21 protein-coding genes are annotated in these 23,759 nt (G+C 65.9%); 14 read left to right on the forward strand and 7 right to left on the reverse strand.

Annotated elements, in window-relative coordinates:
- The first annotated feature begins 2 nt into the window (after positions 1-2).
- From pdxJ to nagZ, 3 genes are read left to right on the forward strand one after another with little or no spacing between them, the layout of a single operon-like run.
- Positions 3-737 carry a pyridoxine 5'-phosphate synthase gene (pdxJ, locus tag ACFOLG_RS09355; protein ID WP_386091110.1) on the forward strand — a complete coding sequence of 245 codons (735 nt, stop codon included), beginning with the start codon at positions 3-5 and terminating at the stop codon, positions 735-737.
- Between the two features lie 10 nt (positions 738-747).
- The gene (gene acpS, locus ACFOLG_RS09360) at positions 748-1,143 is read left to right on the forward strand and encodes a holo-ACP synthase (protein ID WP_386091112.1); all 396 of its coding nucleotides are present in this window, start codon (positions 748-750) and stop codon (positions 1,141-1,143) included.
- Positions 1,144-1,150: 7 nt separating this feature from the next.
- Positions 1,151-2,236 (forward strand): beta-N-acetylhexosaminidase, encoded by a 1,086-nt coding sequence (gene nagZ / locus ACFOLG_RS09365; RefSeq protein WP_386091114.1) that lies wholly within the window; start codon positions 1,151-1,153, stop codon positions 2,234-2,236.
- A gap of 107 nt (positions 2,237-2,343) precedes the next feature.
- Here nagZ and ACFOLG_RS09370 read toward each other — a convergent pair whose 3' ends face one another.
- Together ACFOLG_RS09370 and ACFOLG_RS09375 are read right to left on the reverse strand one after the other, a co-directional pair.
- Complete coding sequence (locus ACFOLG_RS09370; RefSeq protein WP_386091116.1) at positions 2,344-3,147, reverse strand: substrate-binding periplasmic protein; 804 nt, start codon at positions 3,145-3,147, stop codon at positions 2,344-2,346.
- A gap of 261 nt (positions 3,148-3,408) precedes the next feature.
- Positions 3,409-4,893: a cobyric acid synthase gene (locus tag ACFOLG_RS09375; protein WP_386091118.1), complete on the reverse strand. Its 1,485-nt coding sequence runs from the start codon at positions 4,891-4,893 to the stop codon at positions 3,409-3,411.
- 256 nt (positions 4,894-5,149) lie between these two features.
- On the opposite strand from ACFOLG_RS09375, the gene ACFOLG_RS09380 reads away from it, so the two are divergent.
- A complete protein-coding gene (locus ACFOLG_RS09380) occupies positions 5,150-6,073 on the forward strand; it encodes an ABC transporter substrate-binding protein (protein ID WP_386091121.1) in 924 nt (307 codons plus the stop codon).
- Positions 6,073-8,916, forward strand: a complete 2,844-nt coding sequence (locus ACFOLG_RS09385; RefSeq protein ID WP_386091124.1) for a putative bifunctional diguanylate cyclase/phosphodiesterase — start codon at positions 6,073-6,075, stop codon at positions 8,914-8,916. The genes ACFOLG_RS09380 and ACFOLG_RS09385 overlap by 1 nt, the downstream gene beginning before the upstream one ends.
- Before the next feature lie 75 nt (positions 8,917-8,991).
- Here ACFOLG_RS09385 and trpE read toward each other — a convergent pair whose 3' ends face one another.
- Together trpE and ACFOLG_RS09395 are read right to left on the reverse strand one after the other, a co-directional pair.
- The gene (gene trpE / locus ACFOLG_RS09390; RefSeq protein WP_386091221.1) at positions 8,992-10,458 is read right to left on the reverse strand and encodes an anthranilate synthase component I; all 1,467 of its coding nucleotides are present in this window, start codon (positions 10,456-10,458) and stop codon (positions 8,992-8,994) included.
- 201 nt (positions 10,459-10,659) lie between these two features.
- On the reverse strand, positions 10,660-11,355 hold the full coding sequence (locus ACFOLG_RS09395; RefSeq protein ID WP_386091126.1) for a phosphoglycolate phosphatase: 696 nt from the start codon (positions 11,353-11,355) through the stop codon (positions 10,660-10,662).
- Between the two features lie 115 nt (positions 11,356-11,470).
- On the opposite strand from ACFOLG_RS09395, the gene ACFOLG_RS09400 reads away from it, so the two are divergent.
- Positions 11,471-12,565: a hypothetical protein gene (locus ACFOLG_RS09400; protein ID WP_386091128.1), complete on the forward strand. Its 1,095-nt coding sequence runs from the start codon at positions 11,471-11,473 to the stop codon at positions 12,563-12,565.
- Positions 12,566-12,626: 61 nt separating this feature from the next.
- Here ACFOLG_RS09400 and ACFOLG_RS09405 read toward each other — a convergent pair whose 3' ends face one another.
- Entirely contained in the window at positions 12,627-13,352 is a 726-nt protein-coding gene (locus ACFOLG_RS09405; RefSeq protein ID WP_386091130.1) for an SDR family NAD(P)-dependent oxidoreductase, read from the reverse strand.
- Entirely contained in the window at positions 13,349-14,035 is a 687-nt protein-coding gene (rpe, locus tag ACFOLG_RS09410; RefSeq protein WP_386091132.1) for a ribulose-phosphate 3-epimerase, read from the reverse strand. The genes ACFOLG_RS09405 and rpe overlap by 4 nt, the downstream gene beginning before the upstream one ends.
- A 111-nt stretch (positions 14,036-14,146) precedes the next feature.
- Between rpe and apaG the strand changes: the two genes are divergently transcribed.
- On the forward strand, positions 14,147-14,524 hold the full coding sequence (gene apaG, locus ACFOLG_RS09415; protein WP_386091134.1) for a Co2+/Mg2+ efflux protein ApaG: 378 nt from the start codon (positions 14,147-14,149) through the stop codon (positions 14,522-14,524).
- Positions 14,525-14,598: 74 nt separating this feature from the next.
- Positions 14,599-16,392 carry an ABCB family ABC transporter ATP-binding protein/permease gene (locus ACFOLG_RS09420; protein WP_386091137.1) on the forward strand — a complete coding sequence of 598 codons (1,794 nt, stop codon included), beginning with the start codon at positions 14,599-14,601 and terminating at the stop codon, positions 16,390-16,392.
- Between the two features lie 60 nt (positions 16,393-16,452).
- Here the strand turns inward: ACFOLG_RS09420 and ACFOLG_RS09425 are convergent, their stop codons facing one another.
- Complete coding sequence (locus ACFOLG_RS09425) at positions 16,453-17,307, reverse strand: hypothetical protein (RefSeq protein ID WP_386091223.1); 855 nt, start codon at positions 17,305-17,307, stop codon at positions 16,453-16,455.
- Between ACFOLG_RS09425 and ACFOLG_RS09430 the strand changes: the two genes are divergently transcribed.
- The 6 genes from ACFOLG_RS09430 to serC all read left to right on the forward strand — a co-directional run bounded on the left by ACFOLG_RS09430 (position 17,253) and on the right by serC (position 23,747).
- Positions 17,253-18,074, forward strand: coding sequence for a basic amino acid ABC transporter substrate-binding protein (locus ACFOLG_RS09430; protein WP_386091139.1), 822 nt, complete (start codon positions 17,253-17,255; stop codon positions 18,072-18,074). The genes ACFOLG_RS09425 and ACFOLG_RS09430 overlap by 55 nt on opposite strands.
- A 70-nt stretch (positions 18,075-18,144) precedes the next feature.
- The gene (locus ACFOLG_RS09435) at positions 18,145-18,888 is read left to right on the forward strand and encodes an amino acid ABC transporter permease (protein ID WP_386091141.1); all 744 of its coding nucleotides are present in this window, start codon (positions 18,145-18,147) and stop codon (positions 18,886-18,888) included.
- 131 nt (positions 18,889-19,019) lie between these two features.
- A complete protein-coding gene (gene gyrA, locus ACFOLG_RS09440; protein ID WP_386091143.1) occupies positions 19,020-21,677 on the forward strand; it encodes a DNA gyrase subunit A in 2,658 nt (885 codons plus the stop codon).
- A gap of 2 nt (positions 21,678-21,679) precedes the next feature.
- On the forward strand, positions 21,680-22,150 hold the full coding sequence (locus ACFOLG_RS09445; protein WP_386091145.1) for a PaaI family thioesterase: 471 nt from the start codon (positions 21,680-21,682) through the stop codon (positions 22,148-22,150).
- On the forward strand, positions 22,147-22,593 hold the full coding sequence (locus tag ACFOLG_RS09450) for a PaaI family thioesterase (protein ID WP_386091147.1): 447 nt from the start codon (positions 22,147-22,149) through the stop codon (positions 22,591-22,593). Before ACFOLG_RS09445 ends, ACFOLG_RS09450 begins: the two co-directional genes overlap by 4 nt.
- Positions 22,594-22,661: 68 nt before the next feature.
- Positions 22,662-23,747: a 3-phosphoserine/phosphohydroxythreonine transaminase gene (gene serC, locus ACFOLG_RS09455; protein WP_386091149.1), complete on the forward strand. Its 1,086-nt coding sequence runs from the start codon at positions 22,662-22,664 to the stop codon at positions 23,745-23,747.
- Positions 23,748-23,759: the final 12 nt, after the last annotated feature.

The following is a 23,759-nucleotide window of genomic DNA, read 5'->3' on the forward strand; positions in this document are numbered from 1 at the left end:
TCATGATTTTGCTCGGTGTCAACATCGACCACGTCGCCACCCTGCGCCAGGCGCGCGGCACCCGCTTCCCCAGCCCGATCGAGGCCGCACTGGTGGCCGAATCCAGCGGCGCCGATCTGATCACCCTGCACCTGCGCGAAGACCGCCGCCACATCCAGGACCACGACGTGGACGCCATGCGTGCCACCATCAAGACGCGCATGAACCTGGAAATGGCCCTGACCGACGAGATGCTGGCCAATGCGCTGCGCGTGCAGCCGGACGACGTGTGCCTGGTGCCGGAAAAGCGCGAGGAAGTCACCACCGAGGGCGGCCTGGACGTGATCCGCTACTTCGACCAGGTGCGCGAGTTCACCCGCCAGCTGAGCGAGGCCGGCATCCGCGTGTCCATCTTCATCGACCCGGACCGGGAGCAGATCCAGGCCGCCTGGGACGCCGGCGCGCGAGTGATCGAGCTGCACACCGGTGCCTACGCTCACGCCGACTTCAAGCACGAAGAGCAAGCTGCCGAGCTGGCGCGCATCCGCGACGCCGCGGTATTCGGCGCGCACCTGGGCATGGTGGTGAACGCCGGCCACGGCCTGAACTACCACAACGTGAAGCCGGTGGCCGCCATCGCCGAGATCGCCGAACTGAACATCGGCCATGCACTGGTGAGCCATGCGCTGATGGTGGGCTTCGCCAACGCGGTGCGCGAAATGAAGGCGCTGATGATCGAAGGCCGTCAGGGCCAGTAAGGCGGCAGCGATGATCTACGGCATTGGTACCGATATCGCCCGCATCGAACGCTTCGAGGCGATGCTGGCGCGCTGGGGGCTGGAGGTTGGCCGCCGCCTGCTGGCCGAACCGGAGCGCGAGGAGCTGGCCGCCGCTGCCAAACCGGCGCGCTTCCTCGCCAAGCGCTTTGCCGCCAAGGAGGCACTGGGCAAGGCGTTGGGCACCGGCATCCGCGAACCGGTGCTGCTGACCGCCATCGCCGTCACCCACGACACGCTGGGCAAGCCGATGTTCGCCTTTGACGAGGCGCTGAAAGCCTTCATCGAAGCGCGCGGCATCGTCAACGTACACCTGTCGATTTCCGACGAACAACAACATGCACTGGCGTTCGTGGTTTGCGAAACCGCCGGTGCGGCCAACCTGTGAGCCAGACATGACGACCCTGCAACTGCCCCGCGGCCCGGTAATGGCGGACGTGGCCGCCTTCAGCCTCAGCGACGAAGAGCGCCAGCGCCTGTGCCACCCGCTGGTGGGCGGCGTGATCCTGTTCCGCCGCAACTTCCACAACATCGAGCAACTCAAGGCGCTCACCGCCGAGATCCGCACGCTGCGCAACCCGGCGCTGCTGATCGCCGTCGACCACGAAGGCGGCCGCGTGCAGCGCTTCATCGACGGCTTCACCCGCCTGCCGCCGATGCAGCTCTTGGGCCAGCTGTGGGACAGCGCCGGCGCGGAGGCGGCAGAGGCCGCCGCCGACAATGTCGGCTACGTACTGGCGGCCGAACTGCGCGCCTGCGGCGTGGATCTGTCGTTCACCCCGGTACTGGATCTGGACTGGAGCCAGTGTGCGGTGATCGGCAACCGCAGCTTCCACCGCGACCCGGCGGTGGTGTCGGCGCTGGCGGTGGCGCTGCAGCGCGGCCTCGCACGCGGCGGCATGGGCAGCTGCGGCAAGCACTTTCCCGGCCACGGTTTCGTCGAGGGCGACAGCCACCACGTGATTCCGGTGGATGCGCGCAGCCTGGACGCGCTGCGCAGCGATGACCTCAAGCCGTTCGCGGCGCTGGCCGCCGCCGGCATGGCGTCGGTGATGCCGGCGCACGTGGTGTACCCGGCGGTGGACAGCCAGCCGGCCGGGTTCTCGCGCGTATGGCTGCAGGACATCCTGCGCGCCGAGCTGGGCTTTGACGGCGCCATCTTCTCCGACGACCTGACCATGGAAGGCGCCGCCGGCGTCGGCGATATCGTGGCGCGCGCCGAGGCGGCGTTTGTTGCCGGCTGCGACATGGCGCTGGTGTGCAACCGCCCGGACCTGGCCGATGACTTGTTGGCACGACTTGTGCCGCCGGCGCTGCCCAAGCTGGCAGAGCGCCTGCAGCGCATGGCCGGGCAGGGCGAGGTGGCCGACTGGCAGACGCTGCTGGGCAGCGAGGCCTTCCGAGCCGCGCAGCAGGCAGTGCTGCAGCTGGGGCTGCCGCGCGAGACGCTGCAAGGCCCCATCGTCGGCGAGGCGTACTGAGCGCCGGTCGACGGCAAGCAAAAGGCCCAACCGATGGTTGGGCCTTTTCATTGGCAAGTGCCGGCTGGCGGTCTGGCTAACGGCGGCAAGGTTGGCCGCATGGCCGGCTAGTTGCTTTCTTCCTGCCAGCGCTGCTGGTTCTTCTCGATCAGCTGTTCCATCACCTTGCTGTCCACCAGCTTCTTCATTGCCTTGTTCAGGCGCTGGTACAGCACGTCGCTGAAGCAGGCGGACTGGTGGCCCAGCGTCAGGTACAGCGGTTCGCGGGTGATGGTGCCGCTGGCGGTTTTCAGGTTCTGCAGCCCGAGGCGGCTGGCGTAGGCCTGCGCCGGGGCGTCTTCGTAAATCAGGTAGTCGGCACGCCCCAGGCTGAGCATGCGTAGCGCGTTTTCCACGCTGCCGACGGTTTCGATGTTCAGGCTGTGCTCGGCGAAGCGGTCGAATTCCTCGCCGAAGCTGTTGTTCACCACCGTCACGCCGCGATAACTCACCAGGTCCAGCCAGCGGCTGTAGTTGACCGGTTTGCTGTCGCGCATCCAGATCGCGGTGCGCGTCACCGTCATCGGGGTCTGGATGTAGCTCATGTACTGGCGGCGCGGCTGGGTGAAAAAGGCGCCGGCAATCAGGTCGACGCGGCCGTCGCGCACCGATTTCTGCACCCGCGCCCACGGGCCGGTGTAGTTGACGGTGATCGGAATGCCCACTTCGCGCGACAGCAGCTGCATCATGTCGGCGGCGGCGCCCACCAGATGCTTGCCGTCGCTGGGGTCCACCCACAGGTACGGGGGGTACTCCGGGTTGCCGGATGCGACCAGTTGTGTGCACGGCGCGGCGACCGCAAACGCGGTGGCCACGGGCAGGCTGGTGGCCAGCAACAGGGCAGTGGCAGTAAGCAAGCGGCTTAACGACATGGTGACGGTCTTGATAACAGGCTGAAACAGTGTGCCAGTCTAGGCAGGCACTTGCTGGGCGACAAGCGGCGTATTTCGGATATTTGATTTGATTACGTTTTTCGCATGTGTGCTAATGAAAACCGTTGTTTTATGCAAATGAAATTACGCGCAAGTTGCTGTTTCCATTGTTTGATATACAAAGCGCATTAACCAATCGTGTTTTGATAAGTTTTTGTTGTTTTTACAACGCGGTGCATTTTGTCGGACAACGCGCCATGCTCATTGCTGCTGCTGGAATGGCCTGCCGTGCGGCAGGGTGCTCAGGCGCTGGTACAGCGTCTCGCAGGCATCGGCCAGCCGCTCGATGCTGGCTTCGCGCAGGGCGGCCAGATCCACGCTGACGGCATTGTCCAGCCCGGCCCAGCGCAACAGGGCGGCGCCGGCGGCCGGGTGGTCGAACAGGCCATGCAGATAGCTGCCCATTACCTGGCCGTCGCTGCTGATGGCGCCGTCGGCCTCACCCGCCAGCAGCAAGGCCGGGCGCGCGCAATCCGGGCCGTGGCTGATGCCCATGTGGATTTCGTAGCCGCTGACCTCGGCGGCGGCAAACGCGCACTGGCCGTGGCGCTGGCGCAGGGTCTTGTCGGCGGCCAGCGTGGTGTCGATGGCCAGCAGGCCCAGCCCGGTGCTGCTGCCGGCACTGCCTTCCACCCCCAGCGGGTCGTGCACCTGCCGGCCCAGCATCTGGTAGCCGCCGCAGATGCCCAGCACTTTGCCGCCGTAGCGCAGGTGGCGTTGCAGATACTGCGGCCAACCTTGCTGCTGTAGGAAGGCCAGATCGGCGCGGGTGTGCTTGCTGCCCGGCAGGATCACCAGGTCGGCCGGCGGCTTGGGCGCGTCCGGGCCGACAAAGTGCAGGTTCACCTGCGGGTGGGCGCGCAGGGCGTCGAAATCGGTATGGTTGCTGATGCGCGGCAACACCGGTACCACGATGTCGAAACTGCCGCGTTGCTGCTGTTGCTGGATGCTGTCCTCCGCATCCAGCTGCAGGCCGTGCAGGTAGGGCAGTACCGCCAGCACCGGCTTGCCGGTCCGCGCCTCCAGCCAGTCCAGCCCGCCCTGCAGCAGGCCGATGTCGCCGCGAAAGCGGTTGATCACGAAGCCGATGATGCGGTCGCGCTCGCTCTGGCTCAGGCAATCCAGCGTGCCGAGCAGGTGGGCGAACACGCCGCCGCGGTCGATGTCGGCCACCAGAATCACCGGGCAGTCCACTGCTTCGGCAAAGCCCATATTGGCGATGTCGCGGTCGCGCAGGTTGATTTCCGCCGGGCTGCCGGCGCCTTCCACCACCACCGCATCGTAGCCGTGCTGCAACCGGCGGTAGGAATCCAGCACCGCCAGCATGGCGGTGCTCTTGTAGTGGTGGTAATCGCGGGCGTCCATGTCGGCGCGCACCCGACCCTGGATGATGATCTGCGCGCCGGTGTCCGAGCTGGGCTTGAGCAGCACCGGGTTCATGTCGCTGTGCGGCGCCACCCCGGCGGCCAGCGCCTGCAGCGCCTGGGCGCGGCCGATTTCGCCGCCATCGGCGGTAACCGCGCTGTTCAGCGCCATGTTCTGCGGTTTGAACGGTGCCACGCGCAGGCCGCGGCGCGCCAGCAGCCGGCACAGCGCGGCGACCACGGTACTCTTGCCGGCGTCCGAAGTGCAGCCCTGTACCATCAGGGTGGGCCAGGGCCAGTGGGCGGGGTGGGCGGCGGGCATGGGCAGTTCCTGTCGAGAGCGGAGCGCGATTCTAGCAGCATGGCCGCGCACGGGGGCGTTGGCGATGGACGGCGGCCAGCGGCGATGCGGCCAACCTTGCGGCGGCCGGCTGCATGGCAGTTACATTTCGCATCGTCAATAAATATGTCGGATACTGGCAAATAAGCCTCTGCCGACTACGGTCACCAAACGCATGCTCCCTCTCGCTTCTTGCCACTACCCCCGGCGCGATTGCCTGCGTGCCGCGGCGGCGGCCATGTTGGCCGCGGGCCTGGCCGGCTGCCAGCTGCCCACCCCGCTGCTGCGGGTGGGCAGCAACGGCTGGCCCGGCTATCTGATGCTGGAGCTGGCGGCACAGCGCGGGCGCTACCCACCGGGGCGAATCCGCATGGTGCGCTTTCCGTCGTCTACGCTGGTGATGCAGGGCCTGGCCGCCGGCGTGCTGGAAGCCGCCTGTCTGACGCTGGACGAGGTGCTCGCCATGCGTGCCGAGGGCGTGGCGCTGCAGGTGGCGGCGGTGCTGGATGTCTCCGCCGGCGCCGACGTACTGCTGGTGCAGGACGCGATCAGCGAGCTGGCGCAGCTGGCCGGCAAGCGCATCGGCGTGGAGCAGAGCGCGGTCGGCGCGCTGATGCTGGCGGCGGTGCTGAGCCGGGCGCAGCTGCTGCCGTCGGATGTCACGCTGCTGCCGCTGCTGCTGGATCGACACGAGCAGGCGTTTCTGAGCGGCCAGGTCGATGCCATCATCACCATGGAGCCTTTCGCCCACCGGCTGCTGGCCCGGGGCGCGCGGCTGCTGTTTTCCAGCGTGGCGATTCCCGGCCGCATCCTGGGGGTGCTGGCGGTGCGCAGTGAAGTCGTGGCGGCGCAGCGCGACAATCTGCGGCGTTTGCTGGCGGGGCATTTCCGGGAGCTGGTGGCGTTCGAGCAGCAGGATCGGCAAGCGCTGGCCGGCCTGGCCGCCTTGCTGGACGAGCAGGGGCCGGACGTCAAATCCTATTTCTGGGGAGTGGATTTCCCTGACCGGCAGGCAAACCGCGGCTGGTTCGACGGTACGCCGCCACGCTTGCAGCTGGCGGCCCGCGAGCTGTTGACCGTGATGCAGGGTGCCGGGCTGGTGCGGACGGAGGTGGCGCTGGATGCGCTGCTGCTGCCCGATGTCTTGCGGGAGGGAGGCTGATGCGCCTGGGATCACTCAAGAGCCAGCTGCTGCTCATCGTCGTCGGCATGGTGGGGCTGACCCTGGCCGGCGCCTACCTGATCGGCGTCAACAGCCGGCTGGACGCCGAGTTTGCCGATGCCCGCCGCGACGGGCTGCAGAACGTCTTCCGCCTGAGCCAGTACCTGCTGGCCGACGGCGAACAGCATCAGGCCGACATCGCCCAGGAGCTGGCGATGCTGGCGACCGACCCGCGCATCAGCCAGGTGCTGATCGCCGACCCGCAAGGCATCGTGCGCCATGCGCTGGACCGCCAGCTGCTGGGGCAGGAGCTGGCGCTGCAGCCGTGGGCCGATGCCGCGCTGCTGCAGTCGCTGCGCAGCAGCCGGCTGGGCATGGTGCGGCAGGACCCGCAGCAGGGCAGCGTGCTGGTGGGGATTTCCTATGCGCCGCTGGAGCGCGACGTGGTGCGCAGCAAGCAGCGCGGCATGGTGCTGCTCCGTTACGACCTGACCGCCACTGCGCGGCAGTTGCGCTGGCAGCTGCTGCAGGTGTTCGTGCTGCCGGGGGTGATGCTGCTGTTGCTGGTGCTGCTGCTGGGCTGGCTGGCGCAGCGCTATGTGGCCGGACCGCTGGGGCGCTTGCGTGCCGCCACGCTGCAGTACGCGCGTGACGGCACCTTGCAGCCGTTGCCGGAGGCCGGGGTGCCGGAGGTGCGCGCGCTGTTCCGCGCCTTCAATACCCTGCAGCAGCAGCTGCAGGACTCGCTGCGCATGCTGGAGGCGCAAAAGCAGGCGGCCAGCCAGCTGGTGCAGGAGCGTGAGGCGCTGCTGCTGGCGGTGCCGGACTTGCTGTTCGAGATGTCGCCGGAGGGGCGCTACCTGCAGGTGTGGTCCAACACCGCCCGCGACAGCCTGAGCACCACCCGCGAGCAGCTGCTGGGCAAACTGGTGCATCAGGTGATGCCGCTGGATGCCGCCGACACGGTATGCCTGGCGATCCGCCAGGCGCTGCAGCAGGGGGTGTCGCGCGGCCTGCGCATCTGCCTGTACCTGGACTGCGAGGCGCGCTGGTTCGAGCTGTCCGCCGCGCGCAAGGATGGCGCCGACGGCAGCAGCAGCTGCATCGTGCTGTCGCACGATATCACCACCCGCAAGCAGGCCGAGGACGAACTGCAGCTGTGGGCGCAGGTGTTCGCCGCCGCGCATAACGGCATCCTGGTCACCGACAGCTTCCGCAATATCGTGCTGATCAACAGCGCCTTTACCCGCATTACCGGTTACGAGCAGGGCGACATCGTTGGCCGCACGCCGAGCGTGCTGTCATCCGGCCGCCATGACGAGGCGTTCTACCGCCGCATGTGGCAGGAGATCGGCAGCCGCGGTTACTGGCAGGGCGAGATCTGGAACCGGCGCAAGAGCGGCGAGATATTCCCGGAGTGGCAGTCGATCTCGGCGGTGCGCGGCGAGAACGGTGAGGTCAGCCACTACATCAGCGTATTCAGCGACATCAGCAGCCAGAAGGAGGCCGAGCAGTACATCCGCCGGCTGGCCTATTTCGACAGCCTTACCGGGCTGCCCAACCGCGCGCTGCTGCAGGATCACGCTGCGCAGGCGCTGGCGCTGTCGCGGCACGACAGTACGCCGCTGGCGCTGATGTTCATCGACCTGGACCGCTTCAAGAACATCAACGACACCCTGGGGCACAGTGTCGGCGACCAGCTGCTGGTGGAGGTTGGCCGCAGGCTGCTGCTGTTGCTGCAGGAGAAGGACACCCTGACGCGGCTGGGCGGCGACGAGTTCATCATCCTGCTGCCGGAGACCAACGAATCCGCCGCCAGCCACCTGGCCGACAGCGTGGTGCAGGCGCTGTCGGCGCCGTGCTACCTCAGCGGCTACGAGCTGGTCATCACGCCGTCGATCGGCATCGCCATGGCGCCGGTGGATGGCGGTACGCTGGAAGAGCTGCTGCGCGCCGCCGATGCCGCCATGTACCGCGCCAAGGCCGAGGGGCGCAGCACCTTCCGTTTCTTTACCGCGCAGATGCAGCAGCGCTCGGCGGCGCGGCTGAAGCTGGAGGCCGAGCTGCGCCGCGCGCTGGACAAGCGCGAACTGCAGCTGTACTACCAGCCGCAGTGCAATATGCAGGGCCAGCTGGTGGGGGTGGAGGCGCTGCTGCGCTGGATGCATCCCGAGCTGGGGGTGGTGGCGCCGGTCGAGTTCATCCCGCTGGCGGAGGAAAGCGGGCTGATCGTGCCGATCGGCATGTGGGTGCTGCAGGAGGCGATCGAGCAGATGCGCGACTGGCGCGAGCGCGGCATCCGGGTGCCGGCGGTGGCGGTGAACCTGTCAGCGCTGCAGTTCCGCCAGCCGTTGCTGGTGGAGCAGATATCGCGGCTATTGCACGAGGCGGCGCTGCCGGCGGAATGCCTGGAGCTGGAGCTGACCGAAAGCGTGGTGCTGGAAGACCCGGACGATGCGCTGGGGCTGATGGAGCGGCTGCACAACCTGGGCGTGCGGCTGGCGATCGACGATTTCGGCACCGGCTATTCCTCGCTCAACTACCTGCGCCGCTTTCCGGTGGACCGGCTGAAGATAGACCGCAGCTTCGTGCAGGATCTGGAGCAGGGGCGCGGCATCGCCATCGTGCGCGCGATTGTCAGCCTGGCGCATTCGCTGGGCTTCGTCACCATTGCCGAAGGGGTGGAGACGCCGGCGCAGCTGGCGCAGCTGCGGCGCCTGCGCTGCGACGAGGTGCAGGGTTTCCTGTTTGCACGGCCGATGGCGCTGCTGCCGTTCGAGGCCTGGCTGCAGCGGCATCACATGGTGGGGCCGGATGGCGAGAGCTGGAGTTTCGAGCTGTGAGGGCGGCAAGGTTGGCCGCATGCACAAGGCCCGCCATCGGCGGGCCTTGTGCATGGCGCTGCTGCGGCAGCGCGCTCAGGCATCCAGCCCCTGCTGCACCAGCGCGGCGGCGCGCACCACCGCGCGCGCCTTGTTCTGGGTTTCCTGCCATTCCGATTCCGGCACCGAGTCGGCGACGATGCCAGCGCCGGCCTGCACGTACAGGGTGTCGTTCTTGATCACCGCAGTGCGGATGGCGATGGCCATGTCCATGTCGCCGGTAAAGCCGAGGTAGCCCACCGCACCGCCGTACACGCCGCGCTTGGTCGGCTCGAACTCGTCGATGATCTCCATCGCCCGCACCTTGGGCGCACCGGACAGCGTGCCGGCCGGGAAGGCGGCCTTGAGGATGTCGATGTTGGATACTTCCGGCTTTACCGTGCCTTCCACGCTGGAGACGATGTGCATCACGTGCGAATAGCGCTCGATGGCCATATTGTCGGTGATGCGCACGCTGCCGGTGTCGGCGACGCGGCCAACGTCGTTGCGGCCCAGGTCCATCAGCATCACGTGCTCGGCGATTTCCTTCGGATCGGCCAGCAGCTCGTCGGCCAGCGCCAGATCCTCCTCGCGGGTCTTGCCGCGCGGGCGGGTGCCGGCGATCGGGCGCACGGTGATGGTGTCGTCTTCGCGGCGCACCAGGATTTCCGGCGAGGCGCCCACCACGTGGAAGTCGTCGAAGTGGTAGTAGAACATGTACGGCGACGGGTTCAGGCTGCGCAGCGCGCGGTACAGCGCCAGCGGCGAATCTGCAAACGGCATGCTCATGCGCTGCGACAGCACCACCTGCATGATGTCGCCGTCCAGAATGTAGTTCTTGGCGTCGCCCACTGCCTGCTTGAAGGCGTCCTGGCCGTACTCGGACACCGCCTCGGTGGTGGTGGACGGCAGCGACAGCGGGATGCTGGTGTTCTCGCGCAGCTTGCCGCGCAGCTGGTTCAGCCGTGCCTGCGCCTTCTGCAGCGCGTTGGGCACCGCCGGGTCGGCGTACACCACCAGGTACAGCTTGCCGGACAGGTTGTCCACCACCGCCAGCTCTTCGGACAGCATCAGCAGGATGTCCGGGGTGCCGATCGGGTCCGGCTTCTGCGTTGCGGCCAACCTTTTCTCGACGTAACGCACGGTGTCGTAGCCGAAGTAGCCGACCAGGCCGCCGGTAAAGCGCGGCAGACCGGCGATCGGCGGGGTGTTGAAGCGGGCCATGAAGCTGGTGATGAAGCCCAGCGGATCGCCTTCGTGGCGCTCGATCACCTTGTCACCGTACTCCACCTGCACGTTCTGCCCCTGCACGCGCAGGCGGGTGGTGGCCGGCAGGCCGATGAAGGAGTAGCGGCCGAAGCGCTCGCCGCCGACCACCGATTCCAGCAGGTAGGAATACGGCTGGTTGGCCAGTTTCAGGTACACCGACAGCGGGGTGTCCAGGTCGGCGAACAGTTCCAGGGTAACGGGGATGCGGTTGTAGCCGGCAGCGGCCAGCTCGGCGAATTGTTGTGGCGTCATGATGAAATCCGGATGTCTTTGCAGGCGGCGCGGCGGCGCCAGGAACGGAGGGAGTGCGGTGTGGCGGTCAGCGTTGCCATCGCCAGCTGGCTCGGTTGGGCAGGAATTTCATCGCGGATCGGGTAACAGTCATCAACAGGATATGCCGGGGCATTGTGGCGGAAAACCGCGCCGCCGTACAGGCGGCGCGGCGCGTGTTGGTGCTCAGTCGCGGCGGTGTACGTGCGGGTCCTGCGACTGCTTGAGCAGGGCGTACAGGTCCACCAGGCTGCCCAGCACCAGGTCGGCATCCAGCGTGGCGGCATCGCGGTAGCCGTAGCTTACCGCCACCGCCAGCGCGCCGGCCTTGCGCGCACAGGCGATGTCGTTTTCCGAATCGCCCACCAGCACCATCTCCTGCGGCTTCACGTTCAGCACCGCGGCGGCGTGCAGCAGCGGCAGCGCCGACGGTTTCTTTTCCGCTAGGCTGTCGCCGCCGAGGATCAGGCTGAAGGCGGTGTCGATGCCCAGCTGCTGCAGCAGCGGCACGGCCAGGAACTGCGACTTGTTGGTGATCACCACCAGCGGCAGCTCCAGCGAGCGCAGCAGGCCCAGCGCGTCGGAGACGCCCGGGTACATGCGGGTGCGCACGGTGAGGTGCTCGCGGTAATGGCGGATGAACAGGTTGAAGCCCTGCGTCCAGGTGGCTTCGTCACTGTGCTGGTCCATGCTGTCGGTCAGCGTGCGGTGCACCAGGCTGCCGACGCCGTCGCCCACATAGGTGGCGACGCGCGCGGCTGGCAGCGGGTCGAGGTTCATGGCTTCGCGCATGGCATTGGCGCTGGCGGCCAGGTCGGCGATGGAATCCACCAGGGTGCCATCCAGGTCGAAGGCAACGGCTTTGATGTGCTTCAGGTTCATGGTGTCGAGTCGGAATCGGAGAGTGGCGATATTGTACCCGATGGTGGCAGGCTTGTTCCGCCGCGCCGGCATGGCTACCATCGCGGTTTTGGCCAATGTCATAAAGCGAAACGCGATGCCCATTTTGACCCGTACCTTCCCCCTGTTGGCCGCAGCCCTGCTGCTGGCCGGTTGCGCCAGCTCGCCGCTGGAAGGCAAGCGCGCCGACCAGGCGGCCATCTACACCCTGTACCACCACACGGCGGAGGCAGCCTACAACTTCCAGGGCGAGTCGCGCGTCACCAGCCTGCAGCTGCCCGGCAAGAGCAGCGCCGAGCAGCAGGCGCTGCTGCAGGAACTGGCGGCATCGTTCCGCTTCCAGTACAGCGGCGCGGTGGACATGACGCAGCGCCGCATCGAGCTGATTCCCACGCTGCGCTTTACCCGCCCGCAGGCCGAAGCCTGGGTGCGCTTGCCGCTGCAATTGCAGCTGGACACCCTGACCCTGTACGTGGATGGCTCGGTGGCGGACCTGATGTTCCCGTCGCTCAAGCACAAGCTGGTGCAGTTCCAGCTGCCGCAGGACAAGCTGAAGGACATGCCGGTGGCCGCGGTGCTGGCCGAGGTGCCGGACATCGTGCAGCGGGTGTACGCCGCGGTCGAGCAGCGGGCCTACAGCTTCCAGCCGCTGACCGCGGCGGACCGCCAGCGCGGCGCACAGTACCGCATCCGCCTGACGCTGGACCCGGTGGCGGACCGCGTGCTGACGCGGCAGATGGTGACCGAGCTGGTGGCCAGCATCAAACGCCACAGCGACAACCAGGACGTGCAGGCGTTTGCCGACGGACTGGCCGGCCTGGCCGCCAGCGAGCCGCTGCGCCTGCAGTCGGAAAGCCAGACCGAGCTGCTGGTTAGCCGCCAGGGCAAGCTGCTGGCGATGGAAGAGCAGCGCTCGATGGCTGCTGGCGGCGAGGAGGGCATGAAGCTGGGGCTGCTGACGCAACTGAACATCAGCAACAGCGGCAAGCCGGTATTCAGCCTGCAGCCGACTGCGGCCAACGTGGTGGATTACCGGAACGTGGCATTGCCGGACTGGTTGCAACCGCACAAGGCAGAGGAGCCGGAAGCCGAGGCCGAGGAGGTCGACGCGGCAGCGGCGCCGGAGCCGATGGCGGTGCTGCCAGCGGTCAAGCCCGCGCACAAGCCACGCAAGCCGCGCAAGAAATCCTAGGTCGGCGCAAACGCAAACACCCCGCTACGGCGGGGTGTTTTACATGCGACGGCGCGCGGGTCTACAGCTGGCGGATGTCCAGCACCGGCTGGCGACCGAACGCCGGGCTATCGAGATAGCAGATGATGCGTGCCGCGGCGGCGGCCGGGGTGGTCAGCCCGCCGTCGGCCTTCAGCGCCTCGAAACGCGGGCGATTCGGGAAGGCGGCCGGGTCGGCGGCGCGGATTTCCGCCTGCATGCCGGTATCGATCACGCCGGGGTACAGCGACACCGCCAGCGCCGGCACGGCGCGCTGCGCCTGCTCGGCGGCCAGGGTGCGGGTGAAGTGATCCAGCCCGGCCTTGGTGGCGCAGTACACCGCCCAGCCCGGATAGGGGTTGGCCGCAGCGCCGGAGGAGATGTTGATGATGCGGCGCGGGCTGTCCGCCGCGGTCAGCGCCAGGAAGTGGCTGCACAGCAGCATCGGCGCCGACAGGTTCAGCGCCACCGCCTGCAGCGTGGCCTCATCCGGCAGCGCATCGGCGCTGGCGATCGGCTGCACGGTGCCGGCATTGTTGATCAGCGTGACGCTGTCGCCGCTGCCCAGTGCTGCCAGCGCGCGTTCCAGCAGCAGTGGCAGCAGCTGGCTGTCGGCCAGGTCGGCGTCCAGCGTGATCAGCTGCGGATGCTCCGCCAGGGGGCTGCAGTCGCGGGCGATGGCCGCCACGCGGTAGCCGTCGGCCAGCAGCTGCGCGGTGAGCGCCGCGCCCAGCCCGCGCGAGGCACCGGTGACGATGGCCAGTTTCATGCGCGGCCAACCTTGGCCAGTTCGGCGCGCATGGCGTCGATTACCGCCTTGTAGTCCGGCTGGCCGTAGATGGCGCTGCCGGCCACGAAGGTGTCGGCGCCGGCGGCGGCCACTTCGGCGATATTGTCCACCTTGATGCCGCCGTCCACTTCCAGCCAGATCTCGCCGCCGTACTTGGCGGTGTGCTCGTCGATGCGCTGGCGCACCGCGCGCACCTTGTCCAGCGTCTGCGGGATGAACTTCTGGCCGCCGAAGCCCGGGTTCACCGACATCAGCAGGATCATGTCCAGTTTGTCCATCACGTGGTCGAGGTGCGACAGCGAGGTGGCCGGGTTCAGCACCAGGCCGGCCTTGCAGCCGGCGTCCTTGATCAGGCCCAGGGTGCGGTCGATGTGGTGCGAGGCTTCCGGGTGGAAGGTGATGATGTCGGCGCCGGCCTTGGCGAAGCTGACGGCGAGGGCATCGACCGGGGTCACCATCAGGTGCACGTCGATCGGGGCGGTGGTGTGCGGGCGGATGGCTTCGCACACCAGCGGGCCGATGGTCAGGTTCGGCACGTAGTGGTTGTCCATCACGTCGAAGTGGATGATGTCGGCGCCGGCGGCGATGACGTTGCGGACTTCCTCGCCCAGGCGGGCGAAGTCGGCGGACAGGATGGACGGGGCGATACGGAACTGGCTCATGGCGTGTGCGCGATGCGGGGTCGGAAAAATGCCGGCCATTGTACGCGATAGCAGCCGGACGGCGCGACGTGGCGTAGAATCAGACTTCACATGCCGCCACGAGGATTTGCCGTGAGCCAGAAACATCACATTAGTGTCGAAGCCCAGGCCTTTTACCTGGAAGAGCATTCCAATGCCGTCGACGACCAGTATGCGTTTGCCTATCGCATCACCATCCGCAATACCGGCGAGGTGCCGGCCAAGCTACTGACCCGCCACTGGCTGATTACCGACGCCAACGGCAAGGTGCAGGAGGTGCGCGGCGCCGGCGTGGTGGGCGAGCACCCGCACCTGGCGCCGGGCGAGGCGTTCAGCTACACCAGCGGCGCCACCATCCGCACGCCGTACGGCACCATGCGCGGCAGCTACCAGATGGAGGCCGATGACGGCGTACGTTTCGATGCCGACATCCCGGAGTTCCACCTGATCGCCCCGCGCGTGCTGCACTGAGCGTTTCTGCCGTTTTCCATTCTCTGCCGGGTTGGCCGCATGCCTGCCCGGCGCTGCCCGATTGCCCGTGACCGATGCGACATTACGCTCATGCTTCCTCCCCGGCGCCTGCCGACCGCAACGACCTGCACACCCTGAAAACCCTGCTGCCCTACCTGTGGCGTTTCAAGTGGCGCGTGCTGTTGGCGCTGGTGTGTCTGATCGCCGCCAAGGTGGCCGGGGTGATGACGCCGCTGTACCTGAAGGACATCGTCGACCAGCTGTCGATCCGCAATGTGGTGCTGGCGCTGCCGGTGCTGGCGCTGGCCGGTTATGGCCTCGGGCGCCTGTTGTCCAGCGTGCTGGGCGAGCTGCGCGACGCCATCTTTGCCCGCGTGGTGCAGGGCGCGGTGCGCAGCGTGGCGCGCGAGGTGTTTGCCCACCTGTTCCGCCTGTCGCTGCGCTTCCATCTGGAGCGCCAGACCGGCGGCATGAGCCGCGACATCGAGCGCGGTACCAAGGGCATCGGCTTCCTGCTCAATTTCACCGTGTTCAACATTCTGCCGACGCTGGTGGAAATCACCCTGGTGGTGGCCATCCTGCTGCAGCGGTACAGCGCCTGGTTCGCGGTAGTGACTTTCGGCACCATCGCCATCTACATCGCCTTCACGCTGACCGTTACCGAGTGGCGCACGGTGTTCCGCCGCAGCATGAACGACCTGGATTCCAAGGCCAACAGCAAGGCCATCGATGCGCTGCTCAATTACGAGACGGTGAAATACTTCGGCAACGAGCGCTATGAGAACCAGCGCTACGACAGCAATCTGGCGTCGTGGGAGCAGTCGGCGATCAAGAACCAGGTGTCGCTGTCGGCGCTGAACGCCGGGCAGGGCGCCATCATCGCCACCGGTGTCACGCTGGTGATGTGGTTGGCCGCACGCGGTGTGGTGCGCGGAGAGATGACGGTGGGCGACGTGGTGCTGGTGGCCACTTTCCTCACCCAGCTGTGGGCGCCGCTGCACTTCCTCGGCTTCATCTATCGCGAGATCAAGCATTCGCTGGCCGATATGGAGCGCATGTTCACGCTGCTGAACGTGGGGGCGGAGGTGGCGGACCGGCCGCAGGCGCAGGCACTGGCCAGCCGCAATGTGCACATCGGTTTCGAGGCGGTGAACTTCGGCTACGATGCCAAGCGCCAGATCCTGCACGAGGTCAGCTTCGAGATTCCCGCCGGCCATACCGTGGCGGTGGTGGGGGCCAGCGGCGCCGGCAAGTCCACGCTGTCGCGGCTGCTGTTCCGCTTCTACGACGTGTCCGGCGGCAGCATCCGCTTCAACGGCGTGGATGGCCGCGAGCTGACGCAGGACAGCCTGCGCGCCCACATCGGCATCGTGCCGCAGGATACCGTGCTGTTTAACGACAGCATCTATTACAACATTGCCTACGGCCGGCCGGATGCCAGCCGCGACGAGGTGATCGAGGCGGCGAAGTCGGCGCACATCCACGACTTCGTGATGAGCCTGCCCGATGGCTACGACACCATGGTGGGTGAGCGCGGCCTGAAGCTGTCCGGCGGCGAAAAGCAGCGGGTGGCAATCGCGCGCACCATCCTGAAGAATCCGCCGGTGCTGGTGTTCGACGAGGCGACCAGCGCGCTGGATTCGCAGACCGAAAAGGCGATCCAGGCCGAGCTGATGAGCATTGCGGCCAACCGTACTACGCTGATCATCGCGCACCGGCTGTCCACCATTGCCGACGCCGATTGCATCCTGGTGATGGAGCAGGGGCGCATTGTCGAACGCGGCAGTCACCGCGAGCTGCTGGCGAGCGAAGGCCGCTATGCGCAGATGTGGCGCCTGCAGCAGGAAGGGGAGCCGGAGCCGGCCTGAGTCGCGCTATTGCGGCCAACGTAAAACGCCCCGCAGCTGCGGGGCGTTGTGCTGTGTGGCTTACTTGCCGGCGCCGGTCTTGCGCAGCGGCTTGCGTTTTTTCAGCGCTTTTGGTGCTGCGCTCTTGTGCTTGACGGCCTTGCTGGCGCTCAGCGCTGGCGCCTTGCGGCTGTGCTTGGCGACTGCCTTGCTGCTGCGCTGGCCGCTGCGGGCTTGCAGCTGCGGCTTGGTCTTGCCCTGGCGCAGGCTGCTGGCCTTGCCGGCGCGGCTGGTGTGCTGGGTGGCAGGCGCCTGGGCTTTGCGCTTGCCCGCCGCCTGGCGTAGCGGCTTGCGTGCCACGGCCTTGGTCGCGCGCTGCGGGCTGGCGTGTTGGCGCTTGCCGGCTAGCTGCTTGCGGTTGGCATTGCGTTTGCTTGGCTTGGCGGCGGCGCGCTGGCTGCTTTTCGCCTGGCGCAGCACACTGCGGCTGGCGCTCTTGCCGCGTTTGGCCGGCTTGCTGGCGCTGCTGTTCGCCTCCTGGCGCGGCGCTTCGCTCTTGGCCTGGGCCGGTGCCTTGGCCGGGTTCGGGTTCACCGGCGGCAATTGCAGCGGTTTTGCCTTGGGCGGTTTGGCCGGTGGCGTGGGCTGGAAATCGCCCGGCAATGGCGCATCTTCGCCTTCGGCATGGCTCAAGCTGGCAGAAAATGCCATTGTGGCGATCAGTAATGCAGCAATGGTGCGAGTTAATTGCATGTGGGTAATTTGGGCAGGCAAAACAGCGGTTATGCGGGCGTTGTGGCCCCCGAATGAGGTTGTTATATTAGCACGCCGGTCGTTGGTGCAACGCATGGGCCGGCTATCACGCCTAGGAGAATCAGGGAATGAAACAAAATAGAAGAACGCTGCTCGCGGGGATGTTGTTGTCCGTTTTCGCACTGGCCGGTTGTGGCCAGAAGCAGGAGGCCCAGCAACAGGCTTCCGCACCGCAGGCCGCTGCGCCGGCAGCGGGAGGCGAGATGAAGGAATACGTAGTGGGCACGGATGCCAGTTACGCACCGTTCGAGTTCCAGAACGACAAGCAGGAAATCGTCGGCTTTGATGTGGATGTGCTGACCGCCGTGGCAGCCAAGGGCGGCTTCAAGGTCAAGTTCGTCAATACCCCGTGGGAAGGCATGTTTGCCACCCTGCCGCAAGGCGACCGCGACATCCTGTCGTCCGCCATCACCATTACCGACGAACGCAAGCAGAGCATGGATTTCTCCGATCCGTACTTTGAGGCGCGCCAGCTGATCGCCATCGGCAAGGGTGTGGCCGATGTGAAGTCGTTTGCTGATCTGAAGGCCAAGAAAGTGGCCGTACAGACCGGCACCACCGGCGACGAAGTGGTGCAGAAGCTGCTGGGCAAGACCAACCCGAGCATCAAGCGCTTCGAAAGCATGCCGCTGGCACTGAAAGAGCTGGAAGGCGGCGGGGTCGATGCCGCAGTGGGCGATAACGGCGTGGTGGCCAACTATGTGGCCAACAACCCGCAGCACGGCATGGTGACGGTGGAAGACACCAAGAGCTTTGCGCCCGAGTATTACGGCTTTGCGGTAAACAAGGGCAACAAGGAACTGCTGGACAAGATCAACGCCGGTATCAAGGCCGTCAAGGCTGACGGTACTTACGACCAGATCTTCAAAAAGTACTTCGGTAGCAAATAACAAGTTGTCGCAGGCGGCGGGTCTGGGTTGCAGGCCCGCCGTTTGCTTTTAGTATCCGGGAGGGACAAGCATGGATTTCCGCTGGGGCATGATTGCCGAATACGCGCCGTTGTTTATTGACGGCGTGAAAATGACGATGGGTATTACGGTGATTGCCGTGGTAATGGGAACCCTGATCGGCTTGTTCATGGGGATGGCGCGCCTGGCCGAGGCCAAGCATGGCGGCATGAAATACTTCCTCAAGTTTGGCGTGCGCATGCCGGCGGGGGCTTATGTCGCCTTTTTCCGCGGCACGCCGCTGTTTGTGCAGATTCTGCTGATTCACTTCGCGCTGATGCCGATGCTGATTCACCCGACCGACGGCCTGTTGCTCAATGGCGACGCCGCGCGCGAGATTCGCCAGAACTACGGTGCCTTCCTGTCCGGCCTGGTGGCGCTGACGCTGAATGCCGGCGCCTACATCACCGAGATCTTCCGTGCCGGCATCCAGTCCATCGACAAGGGGCAGATGGAAGCGGCGCGCTCGCTGGGGCTGTCCTACGGCCAGACCATGAAGCACGTCATCGTGCCGCAGGCATTCCGCCGCATGCTGCCGCCGCTGGGCAACGAGGCCATCATGCTGCTGAAAGACAGCTCGCTGGTGTCGGCCATCGGCCTGGCCGAACTGGCCTTTGCCGCCCGTACCGTGGCCGGGGTGTACTCGCGCTACTGGGAGCCGTACCTGACCATTTCCTTCATCTATCTGGCGCTGACCATGCTGATGGCGTGGGGGATCGGCCGTCTGGAGAAGAAGCTGCAGATCGGCGCTCGCTGAGTGCTGCGTTGCCATGAAAAAGGCCGGTGCAGACCGGCCTTTTTTGCGTCTGTCATCCGGTGTCGCAGCCGCTGGCGGCGGGGCTTTGTGGTAGAATGCGGCGATATTTTTGCTCACGTTAACGGATTTCCATGACCGATCAGCTTTTTGCCAAGGAAACACTGCCCGTCAGCCTGGAAGAGGAGATGCGCCGCTCCTATCTCGATTACGCCATGAGCGTGATCGTTGGCCGCGCCCTGCCAGACGTGCGGGACGGCCTGAAACCGGTGCATCGTCGTGTGCTGTTCGCCATGCACGAGCTGTCCAACGACTGGAACCGCGCCTACAAGAAGTCTGCCCGTATCGTGGGCGACGTGATCGGTAAGTACCACCCGCACGGCGACTCGGCGGTGTACGACACCATCGTGCGCATGGCGCAGGATTTCTCGCTGCGCTACCCGCTGGTCGATGGCCAGGGCAACTTCGGCTCGGTGGACGGCGACAACGCCGCCGCGATGCGATACACCGAAATCCGCATGGCGCGCATCGCGCACGAGCTGATGGCGGATATCGAGAAGGAAACCGTCGATTTCGGCCCCAACTACGACGGCTCCGAGCAGGAACCGCTGATCATGCCGTCGCGCATCCCCAACCTGCTGATCAACGGCGCCGCCGGTATTGCAGTGGGCATGGCGACCAATATCCCGCCGCACAATATCACCGAGGTGATCGATGGCTGCCTGGCGCTGCTGGCCAACAGCGAGCTGACCATTGACGAGCTGATCGACATCATCCCGGCGCCGGACTTCCCCACCGCCGGCATCATTTACGGTACCGCCGGCATCAAGGAGGGTTACCGCACCGGCCGCGGCCGCGCCATCATGCGCGCCCGCGTGCATTTCGAAGACATCGGCAAGGGCGACCGCCAGGCCATCATCGTCGACGAGATTCCGTACCAGGTGAACAAGGCGCGCCTGCTGGAGCGCATCAGCGAGCTGGTGCGCGATAAGCAGATCGAAGGTATCTCCGACCTGCGCGACGAGTCCGACAAGTCCGGCATGCGCGTGGTGATCGAGCTCAAACGCGGCGAAATGCCGGAAGTGGTGCTCAACCACCTGTACAAGCAGACCCAGCTGCAGGACAGCTTCGGTATCAATATGGTGGCGCTGGTCGACGGCCAGCCGCGTTTGCTGAACCTGAAGCAGATCATCGAGGAATTCCTGCGCCACCGCCGCGAGGTGGTGACCCGCCGCACCATTTTCGAACTGCGCAAGGCGCGCGAACGCGGCCACATCCTGGAAGGCCTGGCGGTGGCGCTGTCCAACGTGGATGAGATCATCGCGCTGATCAAGGCATCGGAAGCACCGCCACAGGCCAAGGCCGCGCTGATGGCCAAGGCCTGGCGTTCCGAGCTGGTGGAAAGCATGCTTTCGCGCGTGGATCAGAGCCAGGCGCGTCCGGACGGACTGGCGGAGAACTTCGGCCTGCATCCGGCGGGCTACTACCTGTCCGAGGTACAGGCGCAGGCGATCCTGGATCTGCGCCTGCAGCGCCTGACCGGTCTGGAGCAGGACAAGATCGTCGGCGAGTACCGCGAGATCATGGACACCATCATGGATCTGATCGACATCCTGGCGCGCCCGGAGCGTATCAACCAGATCATCAACGACGAGCTGAACGCCATCAAGCTGCAGTACGGCGATGCGCGCCGCTCCGAGATCGAGCCGTTCGGCGGCGACATCAATATCGAAGACCTGATCACCCCGCAGGACATGGTGGTGACGGTTACCCACGGCGGCTATCTGAAGGCGCAGCCGGTGGACGACTACCAGTCGCAGCGCCGTGGCGGTCGCGGCAAGCAGGCCGCTGCCACCAAGGACGACGACTTCATCAACACCCTGTTCGTGGCTAACACCCACGACTACGTGCTGTGCTTCTCCAGCTTCGGCCGTTGCTACTGGATCAAGGTGTACGACATGCCGCAGGGCGGTCGCACCAGCCGCGGCAAGCCGATTGTCAACGTGCTGCCGCTGGCCGAGGGCGAGAAGATCAACGCCATGCTGCCGGTGAAGGCGTTTACCGGCAACGAGGCGGAGTTGGACGACGACGCCGAGGTCAGCGACAAGGTCAAGGGTCCGTTCGTGTTCATGTGTACCGCCAACGGCACTGTGAAGAAGACCCCACTGGAAGCGTTCTCCCGTCCGCGCAGCGCCGGCATCATCGCGGTGAAGCTGGACGAGGGCGACAAGCTGGTAGGCGTGGCGCTGACCAGCGGCAATGACCAGATCATGCTGTTCTCCAACGCCGGCAAGGCGGTGCGTTTCGATGAGGCCAACGTGCGTGCCATGGGTCGTACCGCCGGCGGCGTGCGCGGCATGGCGCTGGGCGAAGGCCAGCAGCTGATCTCGCTGCTGGTGGCCAACAGCGACGAGCAGCAGGTGCTCACCGCCAGCGACGGCGGCTACGGCAAGCGTACCCGCGTCGGCGAATTCCGCCATACCAGCCGCGGCACCCAGGGCGTGATCGCCATGGATCTCACCGACAAGACCGGCCTGGCGCTGGTGTCGGCCAGCCTGGTGGAAGACAGCGACGACGTGATGCTGATCACCACCGGCGGCGTACTGATCCGCACCAAGGTGGCGGAGGTGCGCGAGACCGGCCGCTCCGCCCAGGGCGTACGCCTGATCAACCTGGACGATGGCGAGAAGCTGATCTGCCTGGTGAAAGTGGCGGAGAGCGAAGACGAGGCCGAAAGCGAAGGCGAGGGTGACGAGCTTGCGGCCAACGTTGACGCCGGCGAGGAGGTCTGAGCATGGGTCTGGCACCTGCCAACGCCGAGTTGCTGCAGGCGATGGGCGAATTGTTCGTCTCGTTTCCGCATTGCGTGACGCTGGGGCTGCAGTATTTGGGCACCGTGGACCGCAAGCCGACGCTGAAAGTGGAATGGCGCGACGAGCTGGTGGGTAACCCGGCCACCGGCGTGGTGCACGGCGGGGTGATCACCTCCATCGTCGACACCTGCAGCGGCATTGCGGTGACCGCACACATGGACGAGCTGGAAACCATCGCTACGCTGGACCTGCGCATCGACTACCTGAAGGCGGCCACGCCGGGCAAGGCCATCTACTGCACCGCGGAGTGCTACCGCATGGCCAACCAGATCGCTTTCACCCGTGCGGTGTGCTATCACGACAGCCCGGATGATCCGATCGCCCACGGCGTCGCCACCTTCATGCGCGACTCCAACCCGAAACCGATGCTGCCGAAGGAGGGTGCGACATGAGCACCTTCATGGAGACTTTCGCGCAACTGCGCGACGAGAAGCGCTACGATGAAATCATCGCCGCGCTGCCGTACGCCAGGCTGATGGGGGTGGAATTCGGCGAGGACGAGCAGGGCGAGCTGTTGTTCCGCCTACCGTTCCTCGAACGCAACGTCGGTAACGTCACGCTGCCGGCGCTGCACGGCGGCCTGATCGGCGGCTTCCTGGAAAACACCGCGCTACTGCACCTGATGTGGAACCGCGAGTCGCTGACCACGCCGAAGATCGTCGATTTCTCGCTGGACTACCTGCGCTCCGGCCGGGCGCAGACGCTGTACGCGCAGTGCGAGATCACCAAGCAGGGCAAGCGCGTGGCGCATGTGCTGATCGAGGCGTGGCAAGACGACCGCAACAAGCCGGTGGCGGTGGCGCGTGCCCACTTCTTGCTGAGTCCCGGCAGCTAGCAACAACAAGGCCACGCTACAAGCGTGGCTTTTTATTCGAATCAGAGACAAAGAGATTGGGAACTGACATGGCAAAGGTGTACAACTTCTCCGCCGGCCCGGCAGTGCTGCCGCACGAGGTTCTGGCCACGGCACAGGCAGAATTGCTGGACTGGCACGGTTCCGGCATGTCGGTGATGGAGATGAGCCACCGCGGCAAGGAATTCATGGAAATCATCCATGAGGCCGAACAGGATCTGCGCGAGCTGCTGCAGGTGCCGGCCGGCTACAAGGTGCTGTTCCTGCAGGGCGGTGCCTCGCAGCAATTCTCGATGGTGCCGCTGAACCTGGCGCCGGCCGACGGCGTGATCGACGTGCTGGATACCGGGCACTGGTCCAAGCTGGCGATCAAGGAAGCCAAGCGCTACACCAACGTCAACGTGGTGGCCAGCAGCAGCGACCGCAACTATGCCTACGTGCCGACGGTGGAGAGCTGGCAGCGCAGCCCCAATGCCGCCTATTTCCACTACACCTCCAACGAGACCATCGGCGGCCTGCAGTACAGCGATATTCCCGAGCTGGGCGCGACCCCGCTGGTGTGCGACATGTCGTCCGATTTCCTGTCGCGCGAGATCGACGTGTCGAAGTTCGGCCTGATCTACGCCGGCGCGCAGAAGAACATCGGTCCGTCCGGCCTGACGGTGCTGATCGTGCGCGAAGATCTGCTGGGTCATGCCCAGCCGCAGACGCCGACCATGCTGAACTACCAGATCCACGCCGATGCCGACTCCATGTACAACACCCCGGCCACTTACCCGATCTACATCGCTGGGCTGGTGTTCAAGTGGCTGAAGGCCCGCGGCGGCATCAAGGGCATCCAGGCGCGCAACGACGAGAAGGCCGGCCTGCTGTACCACGCCATCGACAGCAGCGACGGCTTCTACTACAGCCATATCGATGCGCCGTATCGTTCCAAGATGAACGTGGTGTTCCGCCTCAAGGACGATGCGCTGGAAGACGTGTTCCTGTCTGAAGCCAAGAAAAACGGCCTGGTGCAGCTCAAGGGCCACCGCTCGGTTGGCGGCATGCGCGCCTCCATCTACAACGCGATGCCGATCGAGGGCGTGAAGTCGCTGGTGCACTTCATGCTGGATTTCGCCCGTCAGCACGGCTAAACACCGCCTGCG

Source organism: Vogesella facilis (genome assembly GCF_042648525.1).
Taxonomy (GTDB): domain Bacteria; phylum Pseudomonadota; class Gammaproteobacteria; order Burkholderiales; family Chromobacteriaceae; genus Vogesella; species Vogesella facilis.